This is a genomic window from Butyrivibrio sp. AE3004 (genome assembly GCF_000703165.1).
Classification (GTDB): Bacteria; Bacillota; Clostridia; order Lachnospirales; family Lachnospiraceae; genus Butyrivibrio.
The window spans coordinates 1,418,863-1,439,654 of the sequence record NZ_JNLQ01000002.1; the positions used below are offsets into that span (position 1 = coordinate 1,418,863).

At 38.4% G+C, this 20,792-nt stretch carries 19 protein-coding genes; 18 read left to right on the forward strand and 1 reads right to left on the reverse strand.

Annotation, left to right across the window (positions count from 1 at the left end; genetic code table 11):
- Window positions 1-18 precede the first annotated feature (18 nt).
- The 16 genes from BV60_RS0109280 to BV60_RS0109355 all read left to right on the forward strand — a co-directional run bounded on the left by BV60_RS0109280 (window position 19) and on the right by BV60_RS0109355 (window position 19,375).
- The gene (locus BV60_RS0109280) at window positions 19-1,449 is read left to right on the forward strand and encodes an acyl-CoA carboxylase subunit beta (protein ID WP_029321184.1); all 1,431 of its coding nucleotides are present in this window, start codon (window positions 19-21) and stop codon (window positions 1,447-1,449) included.
- 14 nt (window positions 1,450-1,463) lie between these two features.
- Entirely contained in the window at window positions 1,464-2,303 is an 840-nt protein-coding gene (locus BV60_RS21900; protein WP_051656623.1) for an OadG family protein, read from the forward strand.
- A 41-nt stretch (window positions 2,304-2,344) separates the two neighbouring features.
- Window positions 2,345-2,707: a biotin/lipoyl-containing protein gene (locus BV60_RS0109290; RefSeq protein WP_029321188.1), complete on the forward strand. Its 363-nt coding sequence runs from the start codon at window positions 2,345-2,347 to the stop codon at window positions 2,705-2,707.
- A gap of 28 nt (window positions 2,708-2,735) precedes the next feature.
- Window positions 2,736-3,887, forward strand: coding sequence for a sodium ion-translocating decarboxylase subunit beta (locus BV60_RS0109295; RefSeq protein WP_029321190.1), 1,152 nt, complete (start codon window positions 2,736-2,738; stop codon window positions 3,885-3,887).
- Between the two features lie 107 nt (window positions 3,888-3,994).
- Window positions 3,995-5,395 carry an oxaloacetate decarboxylase subunit alpha gene (locus BV60_RS0109300; protein ID WP_029321192.1) on the forward strand — a complete coding sequence of 467 codons (1,401 nt, stop codon included), beginning with the start codon at window positions 3,995-3,997 and terminating at the stop codon, window positions 5,393-5,395.
- Between the two features lie 175 nt (window positions 5,396-5,570).
- The gene (glgX, locus tag BV60_RS0109305) at window positions 5,571-7,742 is read left to right on the forward strand and encodes a glycogen debranching protein GlgX (RefSeq protein WP_029321194.1); all 2,172 of its coding nucleotides are present in this window, start codon (window positions 5,571-5,573) and stop codon (window positions 7,740-7,742) included.
- The gene (locus BV60_RS0109310; RefSeq protein WP_029321196.1) at window positions 7,732-8,400 is read left to right on the forward strand and encodes a hypothetical protein; all 669 of its coding nucleotides are present in this window, start codon (window positions 7,732-7,734) and stop codon (window positions 8,398-8,400) included. The genes glgX and BV60_RS0109310 overlap by 11 nt, the downstream gene beginning before the upstream one ends.
- A 41-nt stretch (window positions 8,401-8,441) precedes the next feature.
- On the forward strand, window positions 8,442-9,116 hold the full coding sequence (locus BV60_RS0109315; protein ID WP_029321199.1) for a response regulator transcription factor: 675 nt from the start codon (window positions 8,442-8,444) through the stop codon (window positions 9,114-9,116).
- Window positions 9,117-9,186: 70 nt separating this feature from the next.
- Window positions 9,187-10,704, forward strand: coding sequence for a HAMP domain-containing sensor histidine kinase (locus BV60_RS0109320; RefSeq protein ID WP_029321201.1), 1,518 nt, complete (start codon window positions 9,187-9,189; stop codon window positions 10,702-10,704).
- Between the two features lie 18 nt (window positions 10,705-10,722).
- Entirely contained in the window at window positions 10,723-11,793 is a 1,071-nt protein-coding gene (locus tag BV60_RS0109325) for a hypothetical protein (RefSeq protein WP_029321203.1), read from the forward strand.
- Between the two features lie 259 nt (window positions 11,794-12,052).
- Window positions 12,053-12,577 (forward strand): adenine phosphoribosyltransferase, encoded by a 525-nt coding sequence (locus BV60_RS0109330; RefSeq protein WP_029321205.1) that lies wholly within the window; start codon window positions 12,053-12,055, stop codon window positions 12,575-12,577.
- Window positions 12,578-12,598: 21 nt separating this feature from the next.
- A complete protein-coding gene (locus BV60_RS0109335; protein WP_029321207.1) occupies window positions 12,599-14,878 on the forward strand; it encodes a RelA/SpoT family protein in 2,280 nt (759 codons plus the stop codon).
- A 111-nt stretch (window positions 14,879-14,989) separates the two neighbouring features.
- A complete protein-coding gene (locus BV60_RS0109340; RefSeq protein ID WP_029321209.1) occupies window positions 14,990-15,676 on the forward strand; it encodes an MBL fold metallo-hydrolase in 687 nt (228 codons plus the stop codon).
- 57 nt (window positions 15,677-15,733) lie between these two features.
- The gene (hemZ, locus tag BV60_RS0109345) at window positions 15,734-17,239 is read left to right on the forward strand and encodes a coproporphyrinogen dehydrogenase HemZ (RefSeq protein ID WP_029321211.1); all 1,506 of its coding nucleotides are present in this window, start codon (window positions 15,734-15,736) and stop codon (window positions 17,237-17,239) included.
- Between the two features lie 29 nt (window positions 17,240-17,268).
- Entirely contained in the window at window positions 17,269-18,624 is a 1,356-nt protein-coding gene (locus BV60_RS0109350; RefSeq protein WP_029321213.1) for an MATE family efflux transporter, read from the forward strand.
- 112 nt (window positions 18,625-18,736) lie between these two features.
- Entirely contained in the window at window positions 18,737-19,375 is a 639-nt protein-coding gene (locus BV60_RS0109355; RefSeq protein WP_029321215.1) for a phosphoribosyltransferase family protein, read from the forward strand.
- 11 nt (window positions 19,376-19,386) lie between these two features.
- Here the strand turns inward: BV60_RS0109355 and BV60_RS0109360 are convergent, their stop codons facing one another.
- Entirely contained in the window at window positions 19,387-19,974 is a 588-nt protein-coding gene (locus tag BV60_RS0109360; protein WP_029321217.1) for a hypothetical protein, read from the reverse strand.
- A gap of 201 nt (window positions 19,975-20,175) precedes the next feature.
- Here BV60_RS0109360 and BV60_RS0109365 point away from each other — a divergent pair, with 201 nt between their 5' ends.
- Complete coding sequence (locus BV60_RS0109365; protein ID WP_051656624.1) at window positions 20,176-20,493, forward strand: ArsR/SmtB family transcription factor; 318 nt, start codon at window positions 20,176-20,178, stop codon at window positions 20,491-20,493.
- A gap of 36 nt (window positions 20,494-20,529) precedes the next feature.
- Complete coding sequence (locus BV60_RS0109370) at window positions 20,530-20,745, forward strand: cation transporter (RefSeq protein WP_029321220.1); 216 nt, start codon at window positions 20,530-20,532, stop codon at window positions 20,743-20,745.
- Window positions 20,746-20,792 lie beyond the last annotated feature (47 nt).

A 20,792-nucleotide genomic window follows, 5' to 3' on the forward strand; every position in this document is an offset into this window, starting at 1 on the left:
TATTACGGAGGTGAAGAAATGAGTAGTTCTTCTCAGGCAAGTCAGAGAATCTTTTCTCTGCTTGATGAAAACAGTTTCGTTGAAATCGGCGCTCAGGTTAAGGCAAGAAGCACGGATTTCAATCTGAAGCAGACAGAGACACCCTCTGATGGTGTAGTAACCGGCTATGGCGTTATTGGCGGTAAGCTTGTATACGTTTATGCTCAGGATGCTTCCGTTCTCGGCGGCTCTGTAGGTGAGATGCATGCTAAAAAAATAGCAGGTCTCTATGATATGGCTCTTAAGATGGGAGCACCGGTAATCGGTCTTATCGATTCAGCTGGACTTCGTCTTCAGGAGGCAACTGATGCACTTAATGCATTCGGCGAGATCTATCGCAAGCAGGTAAGTGCTTCAGGAGTTGTTCCGCAGATCACAGCAATTCTTGGATCATGTGGTGGCGGTCTTGCACTTTTCCCGACAATGACAGATTTTACTTTCATGGAAGAAAACAGTGGAAAACTCTTTGTTAATTCTCCTAATGTCCTTGAAGGTAACAGTAAGGAAAAATGCGATACATCATCTGCTTCATGGCAGAGCGGTGAGGTCGGAAACGTAGACGTTGCAGCTGACGAACAGGCAATCTATGCTCAGATCAGAGAACTCGTTTCACTACTTCCTTCAAACAATGAAGATACAGAGAATTTTGAAGAATGTGCAGACGATCTTAATCGCGCATGTGAAAATCTCGATGGATCAGTTGATGATCCGGCACTTATGCTTAGACAGATTTCCGATAACGGAATCTTCTTTGAAACAAAGCGCGGATATGCAAAGGAGATGGTAACAGGCTTTATTAAATTAAACGGTGCAACTGTTGGCGTTATCGCAAACAGAAGAGCTGTTTATGATGAGAACGGTGAAGTTGCTGAAAAGTTTGATAATGTTCTTACAGCTCATGCATGTGAAAAAGCAGCAGATATGGTTGACTTCTGCGATGCTTTTGAAATTCCTGTTCTTTCACTTACAAATGTTAAAGGTTTCGGCGCAACAAAATGTGATGAAAGACATGTTGCAAAGAGTGCAGCTAAGCTTGTTGCTGCATTATCAGGAGCTACAGTTCCGAAGGTTAATGTTGTTACAGGAACCGCTTACGGTAGTGCATATGTTGTTATGAACTCAAAGGCTATAGGTGCAGATATGACATTTGCATGGCCGGATGCAGAAATCGGTACTATGAATGCAGAGCACGCTGCTAAGATCATTGCTGATGGCAAGGACGCTGCAACTGTGGCAGATACAGCAGCTGCTTACGAGAGACTCCAGAACAATGTAGAAAGTGCTGCAGGCAGAGGATATGTTGATACGATCATCGACGCTGCAGACACAAGAAAATATGTAATAGGAGCTTTTGAAATGCTTTACTCTAAGCGTGAAGAGCGCCCTGTGAGGAAGCACACTACAGTATAAGGAGGAGCCTGACAGTGAAGCATAAGATTTTTGCTTTAGGTGTTACCCTTATCTGCATGCTGGGTCTATCTGCATGTGGTGACAATATTCAGTATAATACTGTAGCCGGAAGCAGATATGATGAAAGTGTATTTTCAAAGGATGGTCTGATGGGATATGCCCAGACAATCGAAGACCAGTACTTTGAAACTATGTATTTGCAGGGTATAACACCTGACAATTTCCAGGATAAATTAGAAGACAGCTTTGATGAGAATACTTATGATGTATTCTTCGCCGGATATAAGAACTGGTATGATGCGATTAATGAAATCGGTTTTAACAGCACCGAGACACTTGCAGAAGATATCAGCGTCAAGGATCTTACCTACTATGTAAACAAAGATGGTGCTCTGATGGTTGATGCGATCATTGAAGGAACCGGAAATAATGCACATACGGCAATCCTTGAATATTCACTTGATAGAAAAGGTGTTCCCACACTTATTTCAGTCAATGTTAATCATTCAACCGGTGAGAAGCTTAGAAGTGCCGGACTTAATACACTTCTTGGTATGGGAATGGCATTTACTGTACTTATTATAATTGCTTTGGTTATTTCTTTATTCCCGCTCATTAATAAGATGACTGAGAAAAAAACGGAGACCAATAAAGAGATTACACAGAAATCAATGGATACCGTTACTTCTCAGATTGCAGAGAAGGAAGAAGAGCTTTCTGATGATACAGAGCTTGTTGCTGTAATCTCAGCAGCTATAGCAGCTTATGAAGCAAGTCAGGGCAACACCGGTGATGGATTTGTTGTAAGGTCGGTTCGTAAGGTTGGCAAAGCAAGCAATTGGAAAAGAGCTTAAAATATCAGAATTCAAGCTTATTTTTTAGGAGGATATATATAATGAAAAATTATACAATTACCGTTAACGGAAACGTATATGATGTAACTGTAGAGGAAGGTGCAGGCAGTGGCGCTCCTGTAGCAGCAGCTCCCGTAGCAGCACCTAAGGCTCCCGCAGCACCTGCTAAGAAGGCTAGTGCCGGCGCAGGCGGCGTTAAGGTAACAGCAGGTGCAGCAGGTAAGGTCCTTAAGATCGAGGCTTCTGTAGGTCAGGCAGTTAAGAAGGGTGATGCCGTTGTTGTTATGGAATCAATGAAGATGGAGATTCCTATGGTTGCTCCTCAGGATGGAACAATCGCAAGTATCGACGTTGCTGTGGGTGATCAGGTTGAAGCCGGCGGCGTTGTTGCAACAATGAACTAAATTAGGAGACTCACACGGAGGTCGTTAAATGGATTACATTGTAAACACATTATCGAATCTCTGGCAGCAAACAGCATTTACAACAATGACTCCCGGTAACTATATCATGGTAGTCGTTGCGCTGATATTCATGTATCTTGCAATCGCCAAAGATTTCGAGCCACTTCTTTTAGTGCCTATCTCCTTCGGTATGCTTTTGGTTAATATCTATCCTGATATTATGATTTCAATCGAGAAGTCATCCAACGGTGTAGGCGGACTTTTATATTATTTCTACCTGCTTGATGAGTGGGCTATAATGCCTTCACTTATCTTCATGGGAGTTGGAGCGATGACGGACTTTGGCCCGCTTATTGCTAACCCTAAGAGCTTCCTTATGGGAGCAGCTGCTCAGTTTGGTATCTTTTCAGCTTATTTCATGGCTATTGCCATGGGATTTAACGATCAGCAGGCTGCAGCTATTTCAATTATCGGAGGAGCAGATGGTCCTACATCTATATTCCTTGCAACAAAGCTTAACCAGACCACAATTCTTGGTCCTATTGCCGTAGCAGCATATTCGTACATGTCACTTGTACCGATTATTCAGCCGCCGGTTATGAAGCTTCTTACAACTGAAAAGGAAAGAAAGATTCGCATGCAGCAGCTTCGTCCTGTTTCAAAGCTTGAAAAGATTCTTTTCCCTATTATTGTTACGATCGTTGTAAGTATGATTCTTCCTACAACAGCACCTCTTATCGGTATGTTGATGCTTGGTAACCTGTTCCGTGAAAGTGGAGTTGTTCGTCAGCTTCAGGAAACAGCTTCCAATGCACTTATGTATATCGTTGTAATAATGCTTGGTACTTCTGTAGGTGCTACAACAAGTGCTGAGGCATTCCTCAATATAACAACTATAAAGATTGTAGTTCTTGGTCTTATAGCGTTTGTTATAGGTACTGCTGCCGGAACATTGTTTGGTAAGCTGATGTGCGTTATCACAGGCGGTAAGGTTAATCCCCTTATCGGATCGGCAGGCGTTTCTGCTGTTCCTATGGCTGCCAGAGTATCTCAGAAGGTTGGTGCAGAGTATGATCCCAGCAACTTCCTTCTCATGCATGCTATGGGACCTAACGTAGCAGGTGTAGTTGGAACTGCAGTTGTTGCCGGAACCTTTATGGCAGTATTCGGAGTATTTTAAAGTGAGATAGGAAATCTTTGGTTTCCGTAATCGAACTTTGTTCCGGCGAGAGCTGAAAGCTCGAAAGCGGAACTTCCTTATGAAAATATTGAAAAGGAGATATTACTATGGCAAAGCCAATTAAGATTACAGAGACAGTTCTGCGTGATGCTCATCAGTCACTGATTGCCACCAGAATGCCTACAGAGCTTATGCTTCCCATTATTCCTACAATGGATAAAGTAGGATACAACTCAGTAGAGTGTTGGGGAGGTGCTACATTTGATGCTTCCATGAGATTCCTGAAGGAAGATCCTTGGGAGAGACTTCGTAAATTAAGAGATGGATTTAAGAACACAAAGCTTCAGATGCTTCTTCGTGGTCAGAACATTCTTGGTTACAAGCACTATCCTGATGATGTTGTTGAGTATTTTGTTCAGAAGTCAATTGCTAATGGTATTGATATTATTCGTATTTTTGACTGCCTGAATGATTTAAGAAATCTTGAGACATCTGTAAAAACATGTAAGAAAGAGGGTGGACACGCTCAGATCGCTCTTGCATATACACTTGGTGATGCTTATACAGAAGAATACTGGATGAACATTGCTAAGGAAATCGAGTCAATGGGTGCAGATTCTATCTGTATCAAGGACATGGCAGGACTTCTTCTTCCTTATGAGGCAGAGAAGCTGGTTAAAGCTCTTAAGAGTGCTACAAGCCTTCCTATTGATCTTCATACACATTACACCTCAGGTGTTGCAAGTATGACATATCTTAAGGCTGCTGAAGCAGGTGTTGATATCATTGACTGCGCTATTTCACCTTTTGCACTTGGTACATCACAGCCTGCTACAGAGGTTATGGTAGAAGCCTTCAAGGGACAGGAATTTGATTCTGGTCTTGATCAGAAGCTTCTTGCTGAGATTGCTGATTACTTCAGACCTTACAGAGAAGAGTGCTTAAAGAGCGGACTTATGGATGCTAAGGTTCTTGGAGTTAACATTAAGACTCTTATGTATCAGGTTCCCGGTGGTATGCTTTCCAACATGGTTAGCCAGCTTAAGGAACAGAATGCAAGCGATAAGTATAATACAGTTCTTGAGGAGATTCCTCAGGTTCGTAAGGACTTTGGTGAACCTCCGCTTGTTACACCTTCTTCACAGATCGTTGGTACTCAGGCTGTTATGAACGTACTTATGGGTGAAAGATATAAGGTTGCTACAGACCAGACGAAGGATCTGCTTGCCGGTGAATATGGTAAGACAATCAAACCTTTCAATCCTGAAGTTCAGAAGAAGATTATAGGCGACAGAGAGGTTATTACATGCAGACCTGCAGATAAGCTTGCTCCCGGACTTCCTAAGTTTGAGGAAGATGTTAAACAATGGAAGCAGCAGGATGAAGACGTATTGTCTTATGCATTGTTCCCTCAGGTTGCAACAGATTTCTTCAAATATCGTCTTGCACAGCAGGAAAAGGTTGACCTTACAGCAGCAGATACCAAGAATGGTGCATACCCTGCTTAAAGTTTAAACAAAAGATAAATTTAAAATTTATAAGGAACAGATATTCATATTTGGATATCTGTTCTTTTTTGCATATATATGTTTATATGTGATACAATTATGATAGTATTTTATTGGTATTTTGAATTCTAAGTATGAAAAGGGGGGATCCCGGATAATATCCGGGCAATGATTAATGACGGAGTTTAGAAGGCAAAGACCAAAACAGAATAACTATGGACTTCCTCATTTTCGTGAAAACAGAAAGTCTGAAGAAAACAGACAAATTCTGGCTGCTGAAACAATTAATGGCTTCAGGGTTCGTCCGGGGTATTATGACATCAACGGCGCTACAGTTCTGCCTGATGGCGTCAATTTTACTGTTTATTCTAACGGAGCAACTAAGGTTACGCTTCTCTTATATCACAGAGGAGATGAGAGACCTTATGTTTCGCTTACTTTTCCTGAAAATTATCGCATAGGAAAAGTTCATTCCATGATTGTTTTCGGTCTTTCAATTGAAAATATGGAATATGCATATCGTATTGACGGACCTTGGGATGAGGACAAGGGTCTGCTTTTTGACTATAACCATATTCTTTTGGATCCTTATGCAAAGGCTGTTGCAGGTCAGAGAGTTTGGGGACAGACTATAAAGTTTGAAGAGGCCTATAGGGCAAGAGTAGTCAGAAATGACTTTGACTGGGGGACAACCAGCTGGCTGAAAACGCCTATGAGTGATTCGATTATATATGAGATGCATGTTCGTGGATTTACTATGGATGAATCCTCGGGCATCAAATGTCGCGGTTCTTTTGCCGGGATAATGGAAAAAGTCGATTATTTAAAAAGGCTTGGTGTAACAGCTCTTGAGCTTATGCCGATTTTTGAATTTGACGAAACAAGAGACAAAAGAATTGTGAACGGTAGAACTCTTCTCGATTATTGGGGATACAATACCGTAAGCTTTTTTGCGCCTAATACAAGCTATGCCTCGACTGAAGAATATAACAGAGAGGGGTTTGAATTAAAGGAAATGATCAAACTCCTTAAAGAGAATGGTATCGAAGTTATTCTTGATGTTGTTTTCAATCATACAGCTGAAGGTAACAAAAACGGTCCGTTTATTTCATTTAAAGGCTTTGATAACAATATATATTATATGCTGACACCTGACGGTGATTATTATAATTTCAGCGGTTGTGGCAACACGCTTAATTGTAACCATCCTATGGTTCAGCAAATGATCGTCGAATGCCTGCATTATTGGGTTGAGGAATATAAAATTGATGGATTCAGATTTGATCTTGCAAGTATTCTTGGAAGAGATCAAAACGGTGCGCCTATGGAAGCACCGCCACTTCTTCAAAGACTTGCCTTTGACCCGATTCTAGGTGATGTAAAGCTTATTGCTGAAGCCTGGGATGCCGGTGGAATGTATCAGGTAGGTTCATTCCCATCCTGGGGAAGATGGGCAGAATGGAACGGCAGATATCGTGACAGCATACGTTCATTTCTCAAGGGTGAATATTGGGCTGCTCCTGAAGCCGTTCGTCGTATTACAGGCTCTATGGATATGTATGGGTATAATTATGCCGGCTACGATTCTTCTGTTAACTTTATTACCTGCCATGATGGTTTTACTTTATATGATATGTTTTCATATAACGAAAAGCACAATGAAGCTAACGGTTGGAATAATACAGACGGTGCCAACGATAACAGAAGCTGGAATTGTGGTCATGAAGGTGAAACCGATAACGAAGAGGTAAACGAGCTTCGCTTTAAAATGATGAGAAATGCCATTACCGTTCTTATGTGTAGCAGAGGAACACCCATGATCCTTGCGGGAGATGAGTTTGCCAATACACAGTTTGGTAATAACAATGCGTATTGTCAGGATAATGAAGTATCATGGCTGAATTGGGATTTATATACCAAAAACAGGCAATACTTTGATTTTTATCGTGACATGATACAGTTCAGAAGAAAGCATCCATGCATTCGTAAGGACTTAAAGCCTGCAATGTCCGGCTATCCGAATATTTCAGTATTTACTGATCATCCTTACAATACAAATATTTGTGACAGCACTAAGGTTATCAGTATTATGTTTGCCGGATTTATCAGAAAAAAGGGACACGATGATATTGTCCTTATGTCTGTAAACGTATTTTGGGAAGATATTCAGATTTCTTTACCGGATCCTCCGGATGGTGCTTACTGGACTCTGGTGGTTGATACTGCTGCCGAGGATAAGAGATATTTTAACAACAGGCCTAAACCTGTATCTGTACCTAATTGGAGACTTAAGGCCAGAAGTGTAAGTGTATTTATTGCTGCTTATGGAGAAGGCTATGGCAGATGAAAATGAAAAAAAGATGGATAATGTAGGAGAAAATACTGAATCTGTATCCATTTCTTTTGCTGAGAAAGAAGAAAATCTCGTAGTTGAGGGCTTTGAATTTTTGTCCAAAGAAGATGCAAAGAAAGCTGAATTGGATAAACATAAAATTGAAGTCCTCGGGCAGAAGGTTCACTCGACAAGAATTGTTGATTTGGAGGCGGTATACGAAAAAGCCATCACGAATAAGATTTTTTCTACACCTGTGGGGTGGTATTATCTTGCAAAATTAAGGGATAGACTTATAAATGCAGGTGTAAGTGAAAATGATCTTATACCCATTCCTGTAAATGTAAAGTTCACAAAAGTTGATTTGAAAGATGAGTATCATCCAAGGCAGTACATAGCACCGGTTCCGAAAAAGAAAAAATTAGATGTTAAAGCATCTATGATAGTGCTCATTGCTATGAACCTTATACTTGCAATTATGGTTGCGGGCATGTTTTTAATTGCCTTAAATTCCGAAAGTGACAACATAATAAACTATAAACAGAACGTTACAAACAGATATGCGGAATGGGAGGATTCTTTAAAGGAACGGGAAAAGGCTGTAAGAATTAAAGAAAGAGACCTTAGGATTCAGGATGATACTGAGTATGGCGATGAAATAGAAACAGAATAAACACAATTTCGTAGTATATTCTGTTTAGGAGAGTGAAATAAATGGAAAAATTAAAAATAATGGTAGTGGATGATGAATCCAGAATGCGCAAACTTGTTAGGGATTTTCTTGTAAAGAATAATTTTGAAGTGATTGAAGCTGAAGATGGTCAGCAGGCTGTTGATTTATTTTTTGAAGAAAAAGATATTGCACTTATTATTCTTGATGTGATGATGCCCAAAATGGATGGCTGGCAGGTATGCAGAGAAATAAGAGCATATTCAAAGGTGCCGATCATAATGCTGACAGCCAAGACAGAAGAGAGAGATGAGCTTCAGGGCTTTGAACTTGGTGTTGATGAATACATCGGAAAACCTTTTAGCCCTAAAATTCTCGTAGCAAGAGTTGAGGCGATTTTACGCAGAACATCTCAAGGCTCAACTGAGGATATTATAGAAGCAGGCGGGATTGTAATAAATAAGGCTGCACATAATGTTACGATTGATGGCAATGAGATTGAGCTTTCTTTTAAAGAATTTGAGCTTCTTACATATTTTATAGAAAATAAAGGAATAGCTCTTTCGAGAGAAAAAATACTCAATAATGTTTGGAATTACGATTATTTCGGCGACGCCAGAACAATAGATACACATGTAAAAAAACTCAGGGGAAAAATGGGTGAAAAGGGTGACCTTATAAAGACCATTTGGGGAATGGGATACAAATTTGAACCATAGAATATTGAATTTGCCTATAGATTCAATGTTCATAATATTTTAAATCCAGAACAAAGCGAGATATTTTCAATTGGCTAAAAATGATGAAAAGAAAGTAAGGCTCTCACTTAGAACCGAACTTAATGTGTTATTCCTTTTTGTTATGGTCGGTATGATTTTATTCCTGATCATAATCAATAAGTTTTTCCTTGAAAAAGTATATTTGTCACATCAGCTTGATGTTGTAAAAAAAGCTTACCAAAGTATAGATTCAGCTTCAACCAATGGGAGCTTTTCAACAGATGAATATGATATAGAACTTCAAAGCATATGTGATACTTACGGTATTGAACTTATAGTATTGGACGCCGATTCACAGATGATAAAATCATCATCAAATGATGCTGACTACATGGCACATATTCTCTGGGATAATCTTATAGGGGATAGTCTGTTTAACTCACCCGGGGATGGAAAAAGAATACTTGAAAAAACCGGAACATACACTATACAGATTGAAACAGATAAGAGATTAAATACGGAATACCTAGAAATCTGGGGCGTTATTGAATCCGGATATATTGTAATGGTCAGATGTGCTCTTGCCGGAATAAGAGAGAGCGTCGGAATATCCAACAGATTTTTGCTTTACGTTGGAATTATAGCTATTGTAATCGGGTCTGCAAGCATTATTTACCTTAGTAACAGGATAACGAAGCCAATACTTCAGCTTTCCCAGATATCTGAGGAAATGAAAAATCTGAATTTTGAGGCAAAGTATTACACAAAAAGTAACAAAAAGAATACTAATGAGATAGATATTCTCGGCGAAAATATAAATGAGTTATCCGAAACGCTGGAAACTACAATTAAAGAGCTTAAAACAGCAAACAATGAGCTGAAACAGGATATTGCCCGAAAAGAAGAAATAGATGAGATGAGACGTGAATTTTTGTCAAATGTCTCACACGAATTGAAAACACCTATAGCACTTATTCAGGGCTATGCAGAGGGACTTGAGGAAGGAATAAGCGATGATCCCGAGAGCATGGCATTTTACTGTGATGTGATAAGAGATGAAGCATCAAAAATGGATACGCTTGTAAAAAAACTTCTTACCTTAAATCAGCTTGAATTCGGTAATGATGTTGCTCAAATGGAAAGATTTGATATTACGGAAACTATAAAGAATTACGTAAAATCTGCCGATATATTAACGAAACAGAAAAACGCCAAAGTCCAGATGGCAGAATATCCTTCCATATATGTGTGGGCTGATGAATTCAAGACGGAAGAGGTTTTGATGAATTATTACAGTAATGCGCTTAATCATATTGGCGGAGATAATATCATTGAAATAAAGCTTACACAACTTGAAGATAAGGTTAGGATATCGGTTTTCAATACAGGTGAACCGATACCGGAAGACAGCATAAATCATATATGGGAGAAATTTTATAAAGTTGACAAGGCTCGTACACGGGAATACGGAGGAAGTGGTGTAGGTCTGTCAATAGTAAAGGCTATAATGGAATCTATGCATCAGCAGTATGGCGTTCAAAATTATGATAATGGTGTGGAGTTTTGGTTTGAGCTTGAGACAAGGTAAAACCTTATGGAGGCGTTTATGATAAAACGTGTTTTAAAGGCTTTGACTGCAGGACTTACAGTGGGGATATTACTGACAGGATGCGGATCTCAATTTCCTGAGATGACTGATGAAGAATATAACCAGACAGTTCAGTATGCTGTGAGCATATTGATGAAATATTCTAATAATGGTGTGGAAAGACTTTCCTCACTTAGTTCTCTTGAGCTTGAAAGACAAATGGAGAAAGAGGCACGTGAAGCAAGAAAAGCGGAACGTGATGCTGCAACTGCTGAGGCTATTGCTAATATGCCTAAAAATCCTGAGGAAGGATCGGAAGATACTTCAACAAATGAGAAAAAAGATGAAACGGTAATCGCTGAAAACAATGATGAACAACTTGATCTTGCAAACAATTCAGATACAGGCGAGGAGGAAGACAATACCGAAGAACCTTTAAACAATGGCTTTGATAACAGTGATTCAAATAATGAATCAAAGGATGATCTGGATAATCTCCTCGAAAAATTTGGAGATGATCTTGATCAGGGTATAAAAAATGCAGGAGGCACAGAAGAAAATACTGAGGATAAAGAGAATGAAGAAACTGCTGAAAATCCTACTCCTGCAAAGATTAGCAATGAACCTGTTACAGATGAAGGCAATGAAGAATTAACAAGTGAAGCGGATAAAACAGTTGAGGGAATGAGAGAAGAGATTTCTAAAGGAATTTTTCTTACTTATTCCGGCTATAGTGTTGCAGGTTCGTATCCTGATAACGATGATATATTTGTTATAAATGCAACTTCAGGGAAAAAGCTTCTTATATTGAATTTTAGAATAGCAAATACAAATTCAACAGATGTATCTGTAGATATGGTAAAGGCAAATCCACATTTTCAGGTTATTCTTAACGGAAAAAATGTAGGATATACAAATGTGACTATGCTTGATAATGATTTAAGTTCATTTAAGGGAACAATTCCTGCAGGAACTAAAAAAAGCATGGTACTAATTAAACAGATGGATTCTTCAAAACTTAAAAATGTAGATTCTCTGGGTCTTATTGGAGATCTTCGCGGTGAGATAATAGAATTCAAGCTTGAATAATCCAAAAATATGAATAGAAGCCCTCATATATACATTTTTATTGAAAGGCATTTTGTGATTTTGATAATAAAAGTATATATGGGGGATTTGTATTATTTTTTTTATCAAAGCCTATATACTAATTGCTTAAAATCTTTTATTATAATTTTATACAAAATTCATTTATTAAAATTGTATAAATTTTTTCGTAATTGTGTAAAATTCGTGATATACTGATTTAGTTAAAAAGAAACTATATGTTTTTAATGAGGTAAGAATGATGAAACAGTTAAATGATTATGTTAGAACTATACCTGATTTTCCCGAACCCGGTATTATGTTCCGTGATATTACTACTGTATTGCAGGATCCTGATGGACTTCAGCTTGCTATAAATGAGATGCAGAATCTTGTAAAGGATATTGACTTTGATGTTGTTGTAGGTGCCGAGTCCAGAGGATTCATTTTTGGTACGGCAATTGCATATAATATGAAGAAGGGATTTGCAATGGCTCGTAAGAAGGGCAAACTTCCCTGTGAAACAATTTCCGAGGAATATGAGCTTGAGTATGGCACTGCATCAATGGAGATGCATGTTGATGCTATCAAACCCGGACAGAAGGTTATTATTGTTGATGATCTTATTGCAACAGGCGGTACTCTTAAGGCTATGATTAAGCTTGTTGAGAAGCTTGGCGGTGAAGTAGCCGGTATTCTTGTGCTGATGGAGCTTAAGGGACTTGAAGGCAGAAAAGCACTTGGTGATTACAAGCTTTATTCTGCTCTTTCATACGAAGGAAAATAACTTATTTAGCGGAGCATAATTATGGGACAGACAGAATTTGATGATGGAAAAATTGAATCAATCGATGAATTTCAGTCTCCCGAAGTCCTCTATGAAGGGCTTATTACCCGTGTCCGCAGATATCATCCTTCCGATGATATTACTTTGATTGAAAAGGCTTATCAGGCTGCTGCTGAGGCTCACAAGGATCAGCGACGCAAGTCAGGTGAGCCTTATATTATTCATCCTCTGTGCGTTTCAATTATCTTGGCTGACCTGGAGATGGATAAGGAGACAATTGCTGCAGGCTTATTACATGATGTGGTTGAGGATACGATTTATACCAAGGAGCAGGTTGAACAACAATTTGGTGCTGATGTTGCCCTTTTGGTTGATGGTGTTACAAAACTGCAGGGACTTGAACTTTCAGGAGACTATGCAAGTAAGACGCCGGATCAGATGGAAATGCAGGCTCAGAATTTACGAAAAATGTTTCTTGCCATGGCAAAGGATATCAGAGTTATACTTATAAAGCTTGCTGACAGACTTCATAATATGCGTACTCTAAAGCATATGCCACCAGAGAAACAGCAAAGAATAGCACAGGAAACACTAGATATCTACAGCCCTATAGCAGGACGCCTTGGTATCAGCAAAATTAAAATTGAACTCGATGATCTTTCTCTTAAGTATCTGGAACCTGATATTTATTATGACCTTGTAAAAAGGGTTGCTCAGAGAAAGGTTGAGAGAGAAAAATATGTTGATGAGATCTGTGATGTTGTAAGAGAACATATAAGTGATGCTGGTATTCCCGGTGAAGTGAACGGAAGAGTAAAACATTTCTTCAGCATTTATAAAAAGATGCATAATCAGGGAAAGACCTTAGACCAGATATATGATCTTTTTGCAGTTAGAATAATCGTTGATTCTGTAAAAGACTGTTATGCAGCGCTTGGTGTAATTCATGAAATGTACAAGCCTATTCCGGGCAGATTCAAGGATTACATTGCAATGCCAAAGCCTAATATGTATCAGTCTCTTCATACAACCTTGATTGGTGCAACAGGCCAACCTTTTGAAATACAGATCAGAACTTATGAGATGCATCGTGCGGCTGAATATGGTATTGCTGCACATTGGAAATATAAGGAAGCATCTGATGGTAAACATGTAGAAGGGCAGGAAGAAGAAAAACTGACATGGCTAAGACAGATTCTTGAATGGCAACAGGATATGTCGGACAATCAGGAATTCATGAATCTGCTTAAGAGTGATCTTAATCTGTTTTCCGAAGATGTTTATTGTTTTACACCAAATGGTGAGGTCAAAAATCTTCCGGCAGGTTCTACTCCCATCGATTTTGCTTACAGTATTCACAGCGCTGTCGGTAACAAGATGATTGGGGCTAAGGTAAACGGTAAGCTTGTTCCGATTGATTACAGAATTCAGAATGGCGACAGAATAGAAATACTTACCAGCCAAAATTCTAAAGGTCCTAGCAGAGACTGGCTTAGCATTGTCGGAAGCACATCGACTAAGAATAAGATAAACCAGTGGTTCAGACATGAATTCAAAGAAGAAAATGTTAGCAGGGGTAAGGAAGCACTTGTTGAGTATTGTAAGGCAAAGGGCATTGATATATACAATGTTATGAAGCCTGAATATCAGAACCTCATTGTCAGAAAGTATGGCTTTCATAGCTGGGATGCGGTACTTGCTGCTGTAGGCCATGGTGGTCTTAAGGAAGGTCAGGTAGTTAATAAGATACTTGAACTTTATGATAAAGATCATAAGCAGAACATGACTGATGAAGAGGTTCTTGCTGCTGTTGCCGAATCCAATGTCACACCGAGAATTAGCAGTAGTGGCAGTGCTATCATTGTAAAAGGAATTCATGACGTAGCAGTAAGATTTTCAAAGTGTTGTAATCCTGTTCCCGGCGACCCGATTGTTGGATTTGTTACAAGAGGACGAGGCGTTTCAATCCATAGAAAGGATTGCGTTAATGTTCGGGCGATGCAGAATGAGGATAGAACAAGACTCATCGAGGCAAAATGGGAGAGCCATGCACTCGGTGAGAAATATGTTGCAACTATTAATATTTTTGCAAATAACAGGTCCGGGCTTTTAGCGGATGTTTCCAGAGCTCTTACTGAAAAGAATGTGGATATTTTATCTATGAACACCAGAACAAGTAAACAGGGGCTTGCTACTATGGAAACTTCTTTCCAGGTATCAAGCAGAGAAGAGCTTGGAGAGATTGTTGATAAAATAAGGAATATAGACAGTGTTATTGATATTGAGAGAACTACTGGCTGACAAATTTTTGAACTAAGCGCATTCATATGCGCTTAGTATGTTTTTGCAGTTAATTTGGTAGTTATCGTTTATGGATTATTGCGGCGGCAAATTCAGGAAGGGTTTTTTACAATGAAAAATAAAGAAATAGGAACTGTGGCAGTTGGATCAATGTGCCTGGGAATGGTACAGACTAACTGCTATTTTGTTTTTAAGGAAGATGGTAAAGATCATAGTAGTAATACAAATGTTGAATCGGAAGAGCTTACACCCGTGATTGTCTTTGATCCTGCAGACAGGGGAGAACTAATTTATAACGAACTTAAAAAACGCGGTTTTCGTGTTGCAGCTATATACCTTACACATGCTCATTTTGACCATATCGGGGGTGTGGATGATTTACGAAAGCTCTCCGGAGCAAAGGTATTTGTTTATGAAAAGGAAAAAAGACTTTGCGAAGATCCATCATATAATCTGTCAATCGATTATGGAATGAACCTTACGGTAAAACCTGATAAATATCTTACGGATGGTGAAATTTGCGAGGATGCAGGCTTGAAATTTAAACTTATTGCCACACCCGGACATACGGAAGGAAGCTGCTGCTATTATTTCGAAGAGGGCAATATACTTATAAGCGGGGATACGCTATTTGAAGGCTCTGTTGGAAGGACGGATTTTCCTACAGGCTCAATGAGTCAGCTTGTACGTTCATGCCATGATAAGCTTTTTGTTCTTCCAGATAATACTGTTGTGTATCCCGGACATGGTGAAACAACCACAATAGGTTATGAAAAAATGTATAATTCATTTTTATAATACTTTTTCAGGCATATTATTGCCTGTATTTAAAATTGAATGATAAAGGAATAAGTAATGATTTTAGTCAGGATAAATAAAGATAGATACAAATATGACATACATTCTCTTGTAAAAGCTTTTTACCCAAAAGAAGATGTAAGCGTTGTAACAGACGAAGAGTATGAAAATAAAGAGATAGATGAAAAGTTAATTTCATTTAGAATCGAAATAGATTTTTCAGAGGATGCCGGTAAGATTACCATGAAGATAATCAGAAAGGATGGAACAATCTGTGAAGCATCTGTTGTTTGCGATAATGAAACCGGTGGTTCCGACAGCTCTACAAACGGAACGAAATCTTCGCTTTCTACTCCTAAAAATGCATTAAAGCAAATGATGTACAGGGAACTTACGAAGGAAATAGGACATGAACTTCCCTGGGGATCGCTCACCGGTATCAGACCTACAAGAATTCCAATGCAAATGCTCGAAGCAGGTAAAGATGTATCTGATATAAAAAAATATATGAAAGAGACCTTCTTTGTATCAGATGAAAAAACAAATCTTGCATATAACATTGCCATAAGAGAAAAAGCAATACTTGATGACATAAATTATAAAGATGGATACAGTATTTATCTTGGAATACCTTTCTGCCCTACAACATGTCTTTATTGTTCCTTTACATCTTTTCCGATAGTAACGTGGGCTAAAAAAGTTGATTCCTATTTAAGCTGCCTTGAAAAAGAAATAGATTATGTTTCTGAAGCTTTTAAAGGTAAAACAGTTAATTCTGTATATGTAGGCGGAGGCACACCTACAACATTAAGTCCGGATCAGATGAGAAGATTGATTACATATTTGAGAGATAGAGTGGATTTATCTTCTTGCAGAGAGTTTACTGTAGAATCGGGAAGACCTGATTCGATAACAAGGGATAAGCTTCGTGCTATGAAGGAATGCGGAGTAGACAGGATATCTGTGAACCCTCAGACTATGAGTGATGAGACACTTAAAAGAATCGGAAGACAACATACTGTTTCACAGTTTATAGAAGCTTATAATACCGCAAGAGAAGAAGGCTTTGATAATATAAATATGGACATAATTCTTGGCCTTCCGGGTGAAACGGAAAAAGATGTCGAACACACAATGAGTGAAATAGAAAAGCTTCATCCGGATGATCTGACTGTTCATAGTCTTTCTGTTAAAAGAGGCTCACGACTTGCTGAGCATATTAGAAATAATGGTTTTTTTGTTGCCGGGGATACCGGATCGATGATGAAGATTGCAGGTGAAGGTGCTGAAAGAATGGGGCTTTCTCCCTATTATCTTTACAGACAAAAAAATATATCCGGTAATCTTGAGAATACTGGATATGCCTGTGAAGGCAAAGCAGGTATTTATAACATACTTATGATGGAAGAAGTTCAATCCATTGTTGCGATTGGAGCAGGAACGGTTACAAAGAGAGTTTACGGTGACGGAAGAATTGAAAGATGCGATAATGTTAAGGATGTAACCTTATATATGAACAGTATTGATGAGATGATAGAAAGGAAAAAGAAATTGTTCGCATAAAGATTGTTGCTGCGGACAAAGTTATAAGTATGCAAACAAATAGTAAAAGATACGACATGATGACCAAAACACCCATTCCACAGCTCATATTAAAGCTCGCGGTACCTACTATTATCAGTATGCTTGTTACAGGTATCTATAACACGGCGGATACTTTTTTTGTCGGGAAAATATCAACAGAAGCTACTGCAGCCGTAGGTCTTGTATTTACCGTTATGGCTCTTATTCAGGCTACAGGATTCTTTTGCGGACATGGATCGGGAAATTATCTTTCAAGAATGCTTGGAGCCGGGAAATATAAAGAAGCAAATGAGATGGCTTCCACAGGCTTTGCATTGGCTATAATACTCGGTGTTTTGATAGCACTCATCGGCAATATTTTTGTGGATGATATTGCCATGATGATAGGTTCAACAACGACAACGCTTGAAGATACAAGAAAATATATGAGGATAATACTCATAGGCGCACCTTTTATGACAGGGCAGTTTGTAATAAATAATCAGCTCAGATTTCAGGGGAGTGCAGTATATGCCATGATAGGTCTTATGTGTGGAGCGGTAATGAATATGGGGCTTGATCCTCTTTTGATCTTTGTGTTCCACCTGGGAGTTTCGGGTGCTGCTATTGCAACCATAATGGGACAGTTAACAAGTTTTATTGTTCTTTTGATAGGAAGCAGAAAAGGCGAAAACATTAAATTGAGCTTCAAAGATATTCGTCTTGATTCATATTATCTTAAGGAAATCAGCAATGGTGGTGCTCCATCACTTTTCAGACAGGGGCTTGCGGCAATTGCATCACTTCTTATGAACAAAGCGGCAGGAACCTATGGGGGAGATGCCGCAATAGCCGGAATGTCTGTTAATACCAGAGTGATGATGATGATGTCATCGGCTCTTATCGGATTTGGGCAGGGATATCAGCCTGTATGTTCATTTAATTATGGAGCTAATCTTAAAAATCGTGTAAAAGAAGGGTATTTCTTTTGTGTAAAATACGCAACCGTATTTTTATGTTTGGTTGGTGGCATATGCTTTATTTTTGCCCCTTCAATCATTTCTTTTTTCAGAGACGATCCGGATGTTATTGCAGTAGGAACAGTAGCTCTGAAATGGACTTCGGCAACAATCCCTTTAAGCGGATGTATTGTTATGACCAACATGATGCTACAGTCCATTGGAAAAGGGTTTAAAGCCTCAATTATGGCATCCTGTCGAAACGGAATTTTCTTTATTCCCCTGATTATAATTCTTCCCGGGATTTTTGGTCTTTTTGGGGTTGAGATTACGCAGGCTGTTGCGGATATGTTTTCACTACTTGTTTCAATACCTCTTGCATATTCGGAATTAAAAAACTTTAAAGACAACAGTTTGGTAATCTAAAATTTGTATAAATAATTAACAATTAAAAGAATATTTTTTAATTAGTATGATAATATAATGTATAAGCTTATCTTCTTAAAGTAATTCATTTATGAAACAGGAGGAGGGAATTATGCAAGGTTATACTAAGATTGAGTACTCAAGGAACAATGATGTAATTCTTCGTAACACAAAGGGACATTTTATAACTCCTAATTCTCATGTTAATTATTTCATCGATTTTTGTGATGCTAAAGCAAGAATGAAGGAAGCCAGAGCAGCAGGTGAATCTCTTGCAGAGTTTTATATTGCTTCAGAAGCTATTGATACAATACTTTGTCTTAACGGTATGGAGGTTGTCGGATCTTATTTTGCCGATAAACTTACACAGGCCGGAGTGCTTTCCACAAATGCGCATAAAACAATGTATATTACAGGCCCTGAATATAATGTAAACGGTCAGATTATGTTCAGAGATAATAATAAACATATGATTACAGGGAAAAAAGTGCTGATTCTTTCGGATTCTGTAACTACAGGTGGTTCACTTAAAAGAGCAGTTGACTCTGTAAAATTTTATAAGGGAGAAGTAGTTGGAATTGCTGCTATATTCAGCGTAGCTACACAGATTGAGGAATATCCCATAAGATCACTTTTCTCAACAAGAGATCTGCCGGATTATGCAAGCTATCCTCATGATAATTGCCCTCTTTGTAAGGAAGGAATACAGGTTGATGCAATTTGCAACGGCTTTGGATATTCTACTTTGTAATGCAGTAGCAATTAACGATTGAAGGCGATAAGAACTCCTTCAATACCCATATCACATAGAAGAACATTTTTTTCAGGTATGTCGATTTCCTCGACATACCTGTTTTTATATTTATCAAGGGAAAGGGAAGCTTTAACTTTGAAGTCAGGGCAGGAGTCGGCATAGCCCGGTTGAATTTTATCAGCTTTTGGAATGTATTCCTTTACATAATGATAATAAATATCATCCGGTGTTGCACATAACCAGAGACAGTAGTTGCAATCAATTGTCAGCTTGTTCACAACTCTGCGAAGCTGCTCACTTTTTAAGTGATCGATTATAGGGAAGCCGGTTGTTTTTATTTCATAGACCAGATTTGTTAATAGTCTGTAATCGCTGATTGAAAGAAAATCTGAATAATGGTTAATTAAAAAATCACAGACCTCATATTTACCACAATACATTATTTCAGTTGTTACAACATCAATAGGGTTATGTTTATCTGTGTTAAGCGTACTTATCTCAGGGAAGAGGGTATCATCACGATAGCCTTTCTTCACATTTAAAATAGTCTTTGCTTTTTCAGTTAAATATTCAAATTTATAATCGATATTTTTCATGTATTTATTTTAAAACATTTTATCAATTAAGGTTATAAAAAATATTGACAATTAGAAAACATGGGATTATATTTAAATCAACATATGAACAATTGCTCATATGTAAAAAGATAAAAGTGCATTTTGTTGTCTGACTTATTTAACGGGACATAACAATAATGGACTAAGTAATATAAACAGGTAATTAATGAGGTGAAAAATATGTCGAACCTATCCTGCAAAATGGATGAACTTCCGGATGAAGAAGAAATGTATGATCTCGCAGAGCTTTTTAAGGTATTTGGCGATTCGACAAGAATAAGAATTCTTTTTGCTTTATTTGTTTCTGAATTCTGCGTAAATGATCTTGCGGATAATCTGGGAATGACACAATCCGCTGTATCACATCAGCTAAAGATTCTTAAGATGAACAGCCTGGTAAAAAGCAGACGTGAAGGCAAACAAATGTATTATTACCTCGCTGACGACCACGTGAGAACAATAATATCCATGGGACGTGAGCATATAGAGGAAAAATAATAAACAAAATCAAATGAAAGAAAAGAGGACAAGACTATGAAGAAGAGTTACAAATGTGAAGTTGATTGTGCAAATTGTGCTGCAAAGATGGAAGAAGCCATTAATAAGATTGATGGTGTAAAGAGCGCAAGAGTTAATTTTATGACACAGAAGCTTACTCTTGAAGCTGACGATGACATATATGATGAAATTCTTGATGCAGCTGTTAAGGCATGCAAAAAGGTTGAGCCTGATTGCGAAATTGAGATCTGAGCATATAAAAAGTAAATGAAATACATCATAGTTAGAGCAAATGAGGA

What these genes read in the sequence shown, in the direction of transcription:
- BV60_RS0109310 (WP_029321196.1), top strand. Translation starts at nt 7,732, where the DNA reads ATGGCAGATGAAAATGAAAAAAAGATGGATAATGTAGGAGAAAATACT.
- BV60_RS0109280 (WP_029321184.1), top strand. Translation starts at nt 19, where the DNA reads ATGAGTAGTTCTTCTCAGGCAAGTCAGAGAATCTTTTCTCTGCTTGAT.
- glgX (WP_029321194.1), top strand. Translation starts at nt 5,571, where the DNA reads ATGACGGAGTTTAGAAGGCAAAGACCAAAACAGAATAACTATGGACTT.
- BV60_RS0109350 (WP_029321213.1), top strand. Translation starts at nt 17,269, where the DNA reads ATGCAAACAAATAGTAAAAGATACGACATGATGACCAAAACACCCATT.
- BV60_RS0109335 (WP_029321207.1), top strand. Translation starts at nt 12,599, where the DNA reads ATGGGACAGACAGAATTTGATGATGGAAAAATTGAATCAATCGATGAA.
- BV60_RS0109365 (WP_051656624.1), top strand. Translation starts at nt 20,176, where the DNA reads ATGTCGAACCTATCCTGCAAAATGGATGAACTTCCGGATGAAGAAGAA.
- BV60_RS0109290 (WP_029321188.1), top strand. Translation starts at nt 2,345, where the DNA reads ATGAAAAATTATACAATTACCGTTAACGGAAACGTATATGATGTAACT.
- BV60_RS0109355 (WP_029321215.1), top strand. Translation starts at nt 18,737, where the DNA reads ATGCAAGGTTATACTAAGATTGAGTACTCAAGGAACAATGATGTAATT.
- BV60_RS0109300 (WP_029321192.1), top strand. Translation starts at nt 3,995, where the DNA reads ATGGCAAAGCCAATTAAGATTACAGAGACAGTTCTGCGTGATGCTCAT.
- hemZ (WP_029321211.1), top strand. Translation starts at nt 15,734, where the DNA reads ATGATTTTAGTCAGGATAAATAAAGATAGATACAAATATGACATACAT.
- BV60_RS0109340 (WP_029321209.1), top strand. Translation starts at nt 14,990, where the DNA reads ATGAAAAATAAAGAAATAGGAACTGTGGCAGTTGGATCAATGTGCCTG.
- BV60_RS0109325 (WP_029321203.1), top strand. Translation starts at nt 10,723, where the DNA reads ATGATAAAACGTGTTTTAAAGGCTTTGACTGCAGGACTTACAGTGGGG.
- BV60_RS0109315 (WP_029321199.1), top strand. Translation starts at nt 8,442, where the DNA reads ATGGAAAAATTAAAAATAATGGTAGTGGATGATGAATCCAGAATGCGC.
- BV60_RS0109330 (WP_029321205.1), top strand. Translation starts at nt 12,053, where the DNA reads ATGAAACAGTTAAATGATTATGTTAGAACTATACCTGATTTTCCCGAA.
- BV60_RS0109370 (WP_029321220.1), top strand. Translation starts at nt 20,530, where the DNA reads ATGAAGAAGAGTTACAAATGTGAAGTTGATTGTGCAAATTGTGCTGCA.
- BV60_RS0109360 (WP_029321217.1), bottom strand. Translation starts at nt 19,974, where the DNA reads ATGAAAAATATCGATTATAAATTTGAATATTTAACTGAAAAAGCAAAG.
- BV60_RS0109295 (WP_029321190.1), top strand. Translation starts at nt 2,736, where the DNA reads ATGGATTACATTGTAAACACATTATCGAATCTCTGGCAGCAAACAGCA.